Source organism: Streptomyces sp. LS-MS-L19, from assembly GCF_058382285.1.
Genome location: NZ_JBYCLL010000001.1, coordinates 7,013,162 through 7,025,320, shown reverse-complemented (window position 1 = coordinate 7,025,320; position 12,159 = coordinate 7,013,162). Strand labels below are relative to the sequence as shown.

10 protein-coding genes are annotated in these 12,159 nt (G+C 70.0%); 8 read left to right on the top strand and 2 right to left on the bottom strand.

Features of this window, described 5'->3' with window-relative positions; genetic code table 11:
- Window positions 1-6 precede the first annotated feature (6 nt).
- The 8 genes from AC2XR2_RS31460 to AC2XR2_RS31425 all read left to right on the top strand — a co-directional run bounded on the left by AC2XR2_RS31460 (window position 7) and on the right by AC2XR2_RS31425 (window position 10,114).
- Window positions 7-420, top strand: coding sequence for a roadblock/LC7 domain-containing protein (locus AC2XR2_RS31460; protein WP_003993189.1), 414 nt, complete (start codon window positions 7-9; stop codon window positions 418-420).
- A gap of 111 nt (window positions 421-531) precedes the next feature.
- The gene (locus AC2XR2_RS31455) at window positions 532-930 is read left to right on the top strand and encodes a DUF742 domain-containing protein (protein ID WP_003973454.1); all 399 of its coding nucleotides are present in this window, start codon (window positions 532-534) and stop codon (window positions 928-930) included.
- Entirely contained in the window at window positions 911-1,486 is a 576-nt protein-coding gene (locus tag AC2XR2_RS31450; protein ID WP_007384912.1) for a GTP-binding protein, read from the top strand. Before AC2XR2_RS31455 ends, AC2XR2_RS31450 begins: the two co-directional genes overlap by 20 nt.
- 402 nt (window positions 1,487-1,888) lie before the next feature.
- On the top strand, window positions 1,889-5,176 hold the full coding sequence (locus AC2XR2_RS31445; protein WP_381298706.1) for a sensor histidine kinase: 3,288 nt from the start codon (window positions 1,889-1,891) through the stop codon (window positions 5,174-5,176).
- 10 nt (window positions 5,177-5,186) lie between these two features.
- Window positions 5,187-5,600, top strand: a complete 414-nt coding sequence (locus tag AC2XR2_RS31440; protein WP_004983065.1) for a roadblock/LC7 domain-containing protein — start codon at window positions 5,187-5,189, stop codon at window positions 5,598-5,600.
- A gap of 98 nt (window positions 5,601-5,698) precedes the next feature.
- The gene (locus AC2XR2_RS31435) at window positions 5,699-6,280 is read left to right on the top strand and encodes a DUF742 domain-containing protein (RefSeq protein WP_330264255.1); all 582 of its coding nucleotides are present in this window, start codon (window positions 5,699-5,701) and stop codon (window positions 6,278-6,280) included.
- A complete protein-coding gene (locus AC2XR2_RS31430; RefSeq protein ID WP_009314218.1) occupies window positions 6,261-6,842 on the top strand; it encodes a GTP-binding protein in 582 nt (193 codons plus the stop codon). Before AC2XR2_RS31435 ends, AC2XR2_RS31430 begins: the two co-directional genes overlap by 20 nt.
- Window positions 6,843-6,949: 107 nt before the next feature.
- Window positions 6,950-10,114 (top strand): NACHT domain-containing protein, encoded by a 3,165-nt coding sequence (locus AC2XR2_RS31425; protein ID WP_491516895.1) that lies wholly within the window; start codon window positions 6,950-6,952, stop codon window positions 10,112-10,114.
- Window positions 10,115-10,189: 75 nt separating this feature from the next.
- On the opposite strand, the gene AC2XR2_RS31420 is transcribed toward AC2XR2_RS31425, so the two are convergent.
- Both AC2XR2_RS31420 and AC2XR2_RS31415 read right to left on the bottom strand, forming a co-directional pair.
- On the bottom strand, window positions 10,190-10,381 hold the full coding sequence (locus tag AC2XR2_RS31420; RefSeq protein ID WP_330264257.1) for an acyl-CoA carboxylase subunit epsilon: 192 nt from the start codon (window positions 10,379-10,381) through the stop codon (window positions 10,190-10,192).
- A gap of 57 nt (window positions 10,382-10,438) precedes the next feature.
- The gene (locus AC2XR2_RS31415; RefSeq protein ID WP_330264258.1) at window positions 10,439-12,034 is read right to left on the bottom strand and encodes an acyl-CoA carboxylase subunit beta; all 1,596 of its coding nucleotides are present in this window, start codon (window positions 12,032-12,034) and stop codon (window positions 10,439-10,441) included.
- Window positions 12,035-12,159 lie beyond the last annotated feature (125 nt).

Below are 12,159 nucleotides of genomic sequence, written 5' to 3'. Positions count from 1 at the left end.
AGCCCGATGAGCCAGGCGGCACAGAACCTCAACTGGTTGATCACCAACTTCGTGGACAACACCCCCGGGGTGTCCCACACCGTCGTCGTGTCCGCCGACGGTCTCCTGCTGGCGATGTCCGAGGGTTTCCCGCGCGACCGTGCCGACCAGCTGGCGGCCGTCGCGTCCGGACTCACCTCGCTGACCGCGGGTGCCTCACGGATCTTCGAGGGCGGCAGCGTCGCCCAGACCGTGGTGGAGATGGAGCGGGGGTTCCTCTTCCTCATGTCCGTCTCGGACGGTTCCTCGCTCGCGGTCCTCGCCCACCCCGAATGCGACATCGGCCTTGTCGGATACGAGATGGCACTGCTGGTCGACCGCGCGGGCGCCGTGCTCACGCCCGATCTGCGAGCCGAGCTGCAAGGCAGTCTGCTCCACTGACCCGCCCCGGATCCACCCGTCTCACCAAACCACCGTCCGGCCGCCACAATCCCCCCACCGGCCTCACCAGACGGCTTGCCCTACCGACTTGCTGTCCCGCCCGGAGGATTCATGACCCCGCCCACCGCCTCTCATGATCCGTACGCGGAGCCGTACGAGGATGAGGGCGACCAGCCGCTGGTACGTCCGTACGCGATGACCGGTGGCCGGACCCGGCCGCGCTACCAGCTCGCCATCGAGGCCCTGATCAGCACCACGGCCGACCCGGCGGCGCTGATGGGGCTCCTCCCCGAGCACCAGCGCATCTGCCACCTGTGCCGTGAGGTGAAGTCGGTCGCCGAGGTCTCGGCGCTGCTCGCCATGCCGCTCGGTGTGGCTCGGATCCTCGTCGCGGACCTCGCCGAGGCCGGCCTGGTGGCCATCCACCAGCCGGGCGGCGACGAGAACAACGGCGGCGCGCCCGATGTGACGCTGCTCGAAAGGGTGCTCAGTGGACTTCGCAAGCTCTGACGCGGGACGGGCCACCACCTCCGCGAAGATCGTGGTGGCGGGTGGCTTCGGCGTGGGCAAGACCACGTTCGTGGGAGCGGTCTCCGAGATCAACCCGCTGCGTACCGAGGCCGTGATGACGTCCGCGAGCGCGGGCATCGACGACCTCACCCACACCGGGGACAAGACGACCACCACGGTCGCCATGGACTTCGGCCGCATCACGCTCGACCAGGACCTGATCCTGTACCTCTTCGGTACGCCGGGCCAGGACCGCTTCTGGTTCATGTGGGACGACCTGGTCCGCGGCGCCATCGGCGCGGTGGTCCTGGTCGACACCCGGCGGCTCGCCGACTGCTTCCCCGCGGTCGACTACTTCGAGAACAGCGGCCTGCCGTTCGTCGTGGCCCTCAACGGCTTCGACGGGCACCAGCCGTACGCTCCCGAGGAGGTGCGCGAGGCCCTGCAGATCGGGCCGGACGCCCCGATCATCACCACGGACGCCCGGCACCGTTCGGACGCCAAGAGTGCCCTGATCACGCTGGTCGAGCACGCCCTGATGGCACGTCTGCGGTAACGCCCTCAAGGCGTGTCGAGCAGCTCCCAAATCAACAGCGTCATACGGCAGTTGTCGTAGATGTACCGGAGCCGGCTGTGGCCTTGGACACGGTCGGCCCCGGTGTTCATAACGTTTCGGCAGAGGAATCGGGTGGTACGGCCACGCGTGGTTGCCAACCGGTCTCGCTGCGCTCACAACAGCCCCGTCTTTTGACGGGGCTCGCTCTTTATGACCGTTTTATCTGGGGCTTACATCACTCGGAATCCCCGCGTACCAATGTTTGGAGGTGCGCAGGCCGTCGTGCTGGAATGCCTGAACTGCCCAATAGTCAAAGACGTACTCACTAGTCGATGACGCACTGGGCTCTGAGAGACTGCGGCACAACGTAGGTGCCGACCCCTCCGAGAGGTTGTTGGTCGAGTGAGGCGAAGCAAGAACGGTCCCGAGCCGTCGGCCCGGGGCAACTTCACCCCGCCGCCGCGCGGAGCGGCGCCCGCCCCTGTGTCCGGTCCGGAACCGACGGCCGCGCCGCCGTCGAGCGGTGGTCGTTTCTCCCCGCGCAACTGGCGGGTGCCGACCCGGCTGAACGCGATCCTGCTCATACCCGTGATCGTCGGCCTCGTCATGGGCGGCTTCCAGGTGAAGAGCTCGATCGACACCTGGCGGGAGGCCGAGGACGCGGAGAACACCGCGCGTCTGGTGCGGGCCGCCCTCAGCTACGCCGACGCCCTCTACAACGAGCGCGACAGCACCGCCGCCCCGCTGCTGAGCGGCCAGGGGCAGGACAACGCCACGGTCGTCGCCGCCCGCAAGAAGACCGACGAGGCCGCGGACGACTTCGACGCCGCCGCCCAGAACATGCCGCAGAAGGCGGGCCTCGAGCGCCGCCTCAAGCTGTTCCGGGACGGCGAGGGCAGCCTCCAGACGCTGCGCGCCGGCGCCTACACCTCCTCCAAGCTCACCGGGGTGAAGACCGAGGAGGGCTACACCCAGGTCGCGCACCCGCTGACCGAGTTCGCCAACGAGCTCGGTCTGGGCACCGGAAACATCACCAGCTACGGCCGTACGGTCTACGCCATCGAGCTCACCAAGGCGGCCCTGTCGCTCCAGCGCTCCATCGGCATGCACCTGCTGATCAAGCCGGGCCCGGGGCTGAGCAGCTTCGCCAGCCAGAAGGTCGCCCTGTCCTCGTACGCGTACCTGGAGGGCATCGCCGTCGAGGAGTACGTCGGCGGTGGCACCGAGGCCGACGCGGCGAAGCTGGAGACGGCGAAGAAGCAGATCCAGACGGAGGGCGTGGCGCTGGCCAAGGAGGCCGCCGCCAAGAACCCGAACTACGTGCCGCCGCCGTCCAACCCGACGGAGATGGTCTCCAGCCTCGCCCAGCTGCCGTCGATGGACCAGAGCGCCCGTGAGTCGCTCGCCAAGGACGGCATCACCGCCGAGAACTGGTGGGCGGTCAACACCCTCAAGTACAACGCCTACCGTCAGATCGAGACCGATCTGGCCGACACCGCGGTGAACGAGGCCGCGAGCATCGCCGACGACGCCAAGCGGGACGCCTTCATCGTGGGTGCCGCCGTCGTGGTCGCCCTGCTCCTCGCGTTCATCCTGGCCGGTGCCGTGGCCCGCCAGATGTCCCGCTCGATGCGCCAGCTGCGCAACGCCGCCTTCGGCATCGCCGAGCAGCGCCTGCCGATGCTGGTCGACCAGCTCTCGCGCACCGACCCCGGCCGGGTCGACACCCGGGTCGCGCCGATCCCGATCAACACCAAGGACGAGATCGGCGAGGTCGCCCGCGCCTTCGACCAGGTCCACCGCGAGGCCGTCCGGCTCGCCTCCGAGCAGGCCCTGCTGCGGGGCAACATCAACGCGATCTTCACCAACCTGTCCCGGCGCAACCAGTCGCTGATCGAGGGCCAGCTGACCCTGATCACCGACCTGGAGAACAACGAGGCCGACCCGGACCAGCTGGAGAACCTCTTCCGCCTGGACCACCTCGCGACCCGTATGCGCCGCAACGGCGAGAACCTCCTGGTCCTCGCCGGCGAGGAGCCCGGCCGCCGCTGGGACCAGCCGGTCCCGCTGGTCGACGTGCTCCGTGCCGCCTCCTCCGAGGTGGAGCAGTACGAGCGCATCGAGCTGTCCGGCGTCCCGGAGGCCGAGATCCACGGCCGCGCGGTCACCGACCTCGTGCACCTGCTCGCCGAGCTCCTGGAGAACGCCACCACGTTCTCCTCGCCGCAGACCAAGGTCCGCGTCACCGCGACCCGTCTCCCCGACGGCCGCATCATGATCGAGATCCACGACAAGGGCATCGGCCTGACCGCCGAGGACTTCGCGGACATCAACCACAAGCTGGCCAACCCGCCGACCGTGGACGCCGCGATCTCGCAGCGCATGGGTCTGTTCGTGGTCGGCCGGCTGTCCGACCGGCACGGCATCCGGGTCCAGCTGCGCCCCTCGGGCGAGCAGGCCGGCACCACCTCGCTGGTCATGCTGCCCGACGCGATCACCCACGGCGGTGGCGGCGAGCACCAGCCGGCCAACGACGAGTTCACCGTCTCGCAGATCATGCCGGAGCAGCAGTACCAGGGCGAGGACTTCAACAACGGTCTGCCCATGCGTACGGCCGCGGAGCTGGGCTTCGACGACAGCCGCTACTCCGAGGTCCCGGACGACATCCGCGAACTGGACCCGGTCGGCCGCTCCCTGATGCGTGAGGAGCGCCGCGCGGCCCTGGAGGCCCAGAACCAGGACCAGCCGGCGGCCCTGCAGGGCCCGGACCCGTCGTACACCGAGGCGTTCGACGGTCCCCAGAGCGCCCAGCAGAACGGCTACGACAGCAGCAGGAACGGCTTCCCGGAGCAGCAGCCCGCCGGATACGACCAGCAGACGTCGTACGAGGAGGCTCAGCAGGCGCCGTACGAGGAGCAGCGGCAGACGTCGTACGAGGAGCCGAAGCGCCCGGCGTACGACGAGCCGTACTTCGCGCAGAACGGCGGCCTGCCCCAGAACGACCTGTTCTCCACCAACGGCGGCTACCCCGAGCCGGGGTATGCGGAGCCGGTCCAGGAGGAGCCCGCGGCGGTGCACGCGGCCGCCCCGGAGACCTTCTCGGGCTTCGAGGAGCGCCGCTACCAGGATGACTGGCCGCAACCGGACGGTTACCGGGGCGGTTACGCGGACCAGTACGCTCCGGAAACGGAATCTGTGCAGGCCGCTGACGTGAGTGAGCGCGACCGCGTAGGCTTCGACCGTCCGGGGCCGGCCCCCGCCACCAAGGGTCACGAGCTGACCGACGCCGGGCTCCCCCGCCGTGGCTCCACCGGGAGCAGCGCGAACGGCTCGAACGGTACGCGGCACGCGAACCAGGAGTCGCCGGCCTCCGCGCCGGAGAGCAACGGCGGCGGCGACATCTGGCGCTCGGCCAACGACGCGCGGTGGCAGCAGGCCTCCCAGCTCCGGAAGCCCAAGGCGGGCGGGGTCACCTCCTCCGGTCTGCCGCGGCGGGTACCCAAGGCCAACCTGGTCGAGGGAGCCGCCGAATCCACCCCGCAGGGGGGCCCATCGGTCTCCCGCGCCCCCGAGGACGTCCGGGGCAGGCTGAGCAACCTGCGCCGCGGGGTCCAGCGGGGCCGCAACGCAGGCAGTGAAACGAACGGTCAGGGCTTCGGTTCTGACAGCACCTACAACCAGGAGCGTTAGTGTGAGCCCGATGAGCCAGGCGGCGCAGAACCTGAACTGGTTGATCACCAACTTCGTGGACAACACCCCGGGGGTGTCCCACACGGTGGTGGTCTCCGCCGACGGACTCCTTCTGGCGATGTCCGAAGGCTTTCCGCGCGACCGAGCCGACCAGCTTGCGGCCGTCGCCTCCGGTCTGACCTCGCTGACCGCCGGTGCCTCGCGCATTTTCGAGGGCGGCAGCGTGAACCAGACCGTTGTGGAGATGGAGCGGGGATTCCTGTTCATCATGTCCATCTCCGACGGTTCGTCGCTCGCGGTTCTCGCACATCCGGAGGCGGACATCGGCCTCATCGGGTACGAGATGGCTCTTCTGGTGGACCGTGCCGGAACGGTCCTGACGCCCGATCTGCGTGCGGAGCTCCAGGGCAGCCTGCTCAACTGACAGACAGACGGTGCGTTTTGGCGTCCCGGGGCCGTAAGGTTTCGGGACGCGGCTCCACAGTTTGATGGGTGCCCGGCGCAGTCGGAGGAGGAGAGAAAGTGGCAACACCCCCAGGCGGTTCATCTGGCAATTGGTCCTACGGACCCGGCCAGGGTCCGAACGACGGCCAGAACCCGAACCGTTACAACTTCCCCTCCGCACCCAGCCATCGGCAGCAGCCGTACGCGCCCCAGGGCCCGCAGGGTCCCGGTCCTTCGCCGTACGACCAGCCGCCGGCCCCGCGCATCCAGCCCGTGCAGCCGCAGCGACGCTCTGAGCCGGCGCCCGCTGGGGCGTCGAACAACCCCTTGGTGCGTCCGTACGCCATGACCGGCGGCCGGACTCGCCCGCGCTACCAGCTCGCCATCGAGGCGCTGGTGCACACCACCGCGCAGCCGCACCAGATGCAGGGCCAGTTGCCCGAGCATCAGCGGATCTGCAACCTCTGCCGGGAAATCAAGTCGGTAGCGGAAATCTCCGCGCTCCTGACGATCCCTCTCGGCGTGGCCAGGATCCTCGTCGCCGACTTGGCGGAGGCGGGCCTGGTCGCCATCCATCAGCCCGGCGGCGACGAGAACGCCGGCGGCCAGCCAGACGTGACACTGCTCGAAAGGGTGCTCAGTGGACTTCGCAAGCTCTAGCGGCGGTCCTTCCCGCTCCACCACCTCGGCGAAGATCGTGGTGGCGGGTGGCTTCGGCGTGGGCAAGACCACGTTCGTCGGGGCCGTTTCGGAGATCAACCCGCTGCGCACAGAGGCCGTGATGACGTCCGCGTCGGCCGGCATCGACGACCTCACCCACACCGGGGACAAGACGACCACCACGGTCGCCATGGACTTCGGCCGCATCACCCTGGACCAGGACCTGATCCTGTACCTCTTCGGTACGCCGGGCCAGGACCGCTTCTGGTTCATGTGGGACGACCTGGTCCGCGGTGCCATCGGTGCGATCGTCCTCGTCGACACGAGGCGCCTTGCCGACTGCTTCCCCGCTGTCGACTACTTCGAGAACTCGGGGCTTCCCTTTGTGATCGCCCTGAACGGCTTCGACGGCCAGCAGCCGTACAACCCGGACGAGGTGCGCGAGGCGCTCCAGATCGGCCCGGACACCCCGATCATCACGACGGACGCCCGGCATCGCGCTGACGCGAAGTCCGCGCTGATCACTCTCGTGGAGCATGCGTTGATGGCTCGGCTGCGCTAGCAGACCGACCTCACCGAAGGGGCCCTTTCCCTGCGGAGAGGGCCCCTTTGTCGTACCCCGCTGCCACACTGAAATTCTTCAGGAACCGGGGGACGACGGGGGCGCGCATGAGCGTCGAGGTGGCCGCGCTGCGGCTCGGACAGACGGTCGCGACGAGTGCGGTTCGGCTGTGGCTGGGCGGGCGCAGAAGCGAGCAGGAACGGCTGACGGGGATGTCGGAGCTCGTCCGGCTCCGGATCCCCGGGCTGCGTTCCCAGCGCAGTGTGGAGCGGCAGTTCGAGGAGATCGCGGACGCGGTGGCGGCCCGCATGGAGCCGTTGCTGGCGCACGAGTTCCAGGGCCTGGCCGAGAACGAACGGCTGGCCGCCGCGCACGGTGTCATGGACACCTTCCGGCACGCAGACCTGTCGGACGAGTCGGTGCTCGCGTCGGACGCCGACGCGGCCGAGCTGGCGCGCCGCATCCGGCGCGACGCGCCGCGGCCCGTCGGACTGGGCGAGGCCGGCGAGCGCTACTACGACCTGCTGTTCGCCGAGTGCTGCGACTGCTATGTACGCATCCTCCGCCGACTGCCCGTGTTCTCCGAACGCGCGTTGACCGAACTGCTCGGCCGTACGACCTCGCTCGGGGCGGAGCTCGCCAGGGTCCTGGAGCGATTACCGACCCGGTCGCTGTACGCGCCCGAGGGCACGGACGAGGACACCGCGTTCCTTCGCGAGTACCTGGAACTGGTGAGCCGCTCACTGGACGAGGTGGAGCTGTTCCGGCTCGCCTCGGAGCAGGTGACCCGGGCGAAGCTCTCGGTGGCTTACGTGAGCATGCGGGCCACGTCGGACGACGGACGGCGTCGCAGGACCGCCGGCGGACGGCCCCCGCTGCGCCGAGGACTGCGTGCCTGGGAGGAGGCCGAGGGCACCGGAATGCGGGTGGAGAAGGCGCTCGGGGGCGCGTCCCGGGTCCTGCTGCGCGGCGAGGCCGGGTCCGGCAAGACCACCCTGATGCAGTGGCTCGCGGTCATGGCGGCCCGCAGCGCCTTCCGGGGACCGCTCGGGGAGTGGAACCGGCTCGTCCCGGTCCTGGTGAAACTGCGCCGGTACGCCGGACGGGGGCTGCCGCTGCCCGAGGCACTGCTGGACGGCGTCGCGGGCCCGCTCACCGGCCACATGCCCAAGGGGTGGACGGACCGGATGCTGCGGGACGGGCGGGTGCTGCTTCTCGTCGACGGGGTGGACGAACTGCTGGCCGTGGAGCGGAGCGCGGTCCGCGAGTGGCTGCGCCGGCTGCTGCACGCGTACCCGGACGTGCGCGTGGTCGTCACCTCCCGGCCGGCGGCGGCTCGGGTGGACTGGCTGCGCACGGAGGGCTTCACGGTCTACCAGCTGGAGCGGATGACCCCGGCGGACCTCACCGCGTTCGTCCGCCAGTGGCATGCGGCGGTGCGCGAGCAGGGGGACGAACTTCCCTGCTCCGTGGAAGAACTTCCGCACTACGAACGCTCGCTGCTGACCAGCCTCCAGGACAGACCGCATCTGCAGTCCCTGGCAACCAATCCCCTGCTGGCCGCGCTGATCTGCGCCCTGCATCTGAGCAAGGGCCGACAACTGCCGCGCAACCGCATGGAGCTGTACAAGATCGCCCTGGAGACACTGGTCCAGCATCGGGACGCGGACCGGCGGGTGCCCAGCGCGGAGGCCGGTCCGCTCACCCTGCCGGACAAGCTGTGTGTGCTGCGCGACCTGGCCTGGCGGCTGTCCGACAACAACCGCACGGAGATCCCGACCGACCAGGCCCGCCGTTTCGTGGCCTCCCGGATGACGTCGATGCGGCACCTGGACGGCGTCGACAGGACCGCCGTCCTGGACCACCTGGTGGCCAGGTCGGGGGTGCTGCGCTCCCCCGTCGAGGGCCGGGTCGACTTCGTGCACCGCACCTTCCAGGAGTACCTCGCCGCGCAGGACGCGGCCGACGAGGACAACATGGGCAACCTCGTCGAGCGGGCCCACCTCGACCTCTGGCGCGAGACGATCGTCATGGCGGCGGGGCACGCGAATCTGCGACAGCGCCGGGAGCTCGTGGCGGGCATCCTGGACCGGGCCGACACCGAGCCGCGGCACACTCGGCGTCTGCGGCTGCTGGCGGCGGCCTGTCTGGAGACGATGAGCACGGTGCCCGACGACCTGGCACGGAGGCTGGACGAGGCGCTGGACGCCCTGGTGCCGCCCCGGCGAAGCTCGGAAGCCGGGTCGCTGGCCTCGGTGGGACCCGCGCTCGTGCGTCGGCTGCCCCGGACGCTGGAGCGCCTGTCGGAGCGGGCGGCGCGCACCACCGTGCGGACCGCGGCCCTGGTCGGCGGCGAGGGAGCACTGGAGCTGCTGGCCGGGTACGCGGAGGGCGCGAGCGAGGACGTACAGAAGGAACTCGTCGACGCGTGGGAGTACTTCGACCCCGACGAGTACGCGGAGCGGGTACTGCCCCGGCTCCCCCTGGAGGAGCTGCTCCTCCAGGTGACGCATCCCGCCCAGTGGCCCGCGGCGCAGCGACTGAAGGAGGCGCGGCGGGTGTGGATCGGCTACGAGTTCACGGACGGACTCGCCGCCACCTCGGCCCTGGGAGAGCTGGACTGGCTGTGGGTGCCGCAACTGCGCGGGGACAACGACCTCTCGCCGCTCGCCCGACGACCGACCCTGCGCAATCTCGTCGTCGGCGGCGGCGAGCATCTTCCGCTGCTGGACGTCGGCCCGTTGCGCGGCCTGACCTCGCTGCACAACCTCCAGCTCCAGGACTGGGCCTCGGTGCCGCCGCTGGAGACGCTCCCGATGCCGGCCGGCCTGGTGGGTCTGGGGCTCGGCAGGCTGGACGAGGACACCGACCTGGGGCCGCTGCTGGAGCGCACGGACTGGACGTCACTGGCGCTCCAGGGCAGCGGCACCCCACGAGGCCTGTCCGGGCTCGCGCGCCTGACCCGGCTGACACACCTGACGCTGTACCACTTCGATCTCAGTGCGTGGCTGCCCACGCTGGAGAGCGCGCCGCCCCGGCTGAGCGTGCTGAATCTGTTCAACTGCCGGCTGCCCCGCGACCTGGGGCCGATCGGCGCGCTGGACCGGCTGCGCCGACTGCAACTGCGCGCGTGCCGCACGGCGGACGAGCACGCGCTCGGACTGCCGACCCTGGCCCGCGACCCGTACCGGACACGGCTGACCGTGACGATCGACCCGAGCGTGCGCCCGCCGACCTCTCCGGTACCCGGCGTCCGGGTGAAACGCCATTGAACGGCGTACGGCCCCGCCCTCCCGAAGGAGAGCGGGGCCGTGTGTGCGCTGCGGGGCTCAGTGCCAGTTGCGGGCTCAGTGCCAGCTGTGGGGAGCCCTGAAGCCGCCCTCGCGTTCCAGGCGGCGCCAGCGGGCCTTGGGGCGGCCGTGGTGGGCCGGGGGCTCGGAGGGCTGGGCTGCGGCGCGGGCCAGGAGGATCGCCGTGATGGCGGCGACTTCCTCGGGCTCGGCGTGGCCCTTCTCGACGCGGATGTCAGGGGTGTTCATAGGTCACAGTCTCCGTGAGAGAGGTTTCCGCGAGGGTGACGCGGAGGGTCCGCCGGGTTACTGCGGTGGGTTGCCGTGCTTGCGGGAGGGCAGGTCGGCGTGCTTGGACTGGAGCATGGCGAGGGACTTGATCAGGACCTCACGGGTTTCCGCGGGGTCGATGACGTCGTCGACCAGGCCGCGCTCGGCCGCGTAGTAGGGGTGCATGAGCTCGGACTTGTACTCCTTGACCATGCGGGCCCGCATGGCCTCGGGGTCCTCGGCCTCGGCGATCTGGCGGCGGAAGATGACGTTCGCGGCACCCTCGGCGCCCATCACGGCGATCTCGTTGGTGGGCCAGGCGTAGGTGAGGTCGGCGCCGATGGACTGGCTGTCCATGACGATGTAGGCGCCGCCGTAGGCCTTGCGCAGGATCAGGGAGATCCGCGGCACGGTGGCGTTGCAGTAGGCGTAGAGGAGCTTGGCGCCGTGGCGGATGATGCCGCCGTGCTCCTGGTCGACGCCCGGGAGGAAGCCGGGGACGTCCAGGAAGGTGACGATCGGGATGTTGAAGGCGTCGCACATCTGGACGAAGCGCGCGGCCTTCTCCGACGCCTCGATGTCCAGGACACCGGCGAGGCTGGAGGGCTGGTTGGCGACGATGCCGACGACCTGGCCGTCCAGGCGGGCCAGCGCGCAGATGATGTTGCGGGCCCAGCGCTCGTGGACCTCGAGGTAGTCGCCGTCGTCGACGATCTCCTCGATGACCTTGGCCATGTCGTAGGGCCGGTTGCCGTCGGCCGGCACCAGGTCCAGCAGGACGTCACCGCGCCGGTCGGCCGCGTCCGAGGACTCCACGCGCGGCGGGTTCTCCCGGTTGTTCTGCGGGAGCATCGACAGCAGGTAGCGCACCTCGGCGAGGCAGGTCTCCTCGTCGTCGTAGGCGAAGTGGCAGACCCCGGAGGTCTCGGCGTGCACGTCCGCGCCGCCCAGGCCGTTCTGGGTGATCTCCTCGCCGGTGACCGCCTTGACGACGTCCGGTCCGGTGATGAACATCTGCGAGGTCTCGCGGACCATGAACACGAAGTCGGTCAGGGCCGGGCTGTAGGCCGCGCCGCCCGCGCACGGGCCCAGCATCACCGAGATCTGCGGGATGACACCCGAGGCCTTGGTGTTGCGCTGGAAGATGCCGCCGTACCCGGCGAGCGCCGAGACGCCCTCCTGGATGCGGGCGCCCGCGCCGTCGTTCAGGGAGACCAGCGGCGCTCCGGCCGCGATGGCCATGTCCATGATCTTGTGGATCTTGGTGGCGTGGGCCTCGCCCAGCGCGCCGCCGAAGATGCGGAAGTCATGGGCGTAGACGAAGACCGTACGGCCCTCCACCGTGCCCCAGCCGGTGATGACACCGTCGGTGTACGGCTTCTTGGCCTCCAGGCCGAACCCGGTCGCCCGGTGCCGGCGCAGCTGCTCGACCTCCTGGAAGGAACCCGGGTCGAGGAGCAGCTCGATGCGCTCCCGTGCGGTCAGCTTGCCCTTGGCGTGCTGCGCCTCGGTCGCCTTCTCGCTGGGGCCGGCCAGGGCCGCCGCACGGATCTCGTGCAGCTCGGCCACCCGTCCGCGCGCGTCCGTCGGCTCGCCCGTCGACTCACTCGGCGCCTCATCCAAAACGGTCATGTAGCGACCTTACGAAGACCCGCGCGGAAAGCGAGCCGTCGACTCCGTACAGTCTCCGGCCCGTTTTCCTGGTGCCACTGAACAGAACCCTGGAGGCATGCAGGCCTTCTGACTGCTCAAGGGGC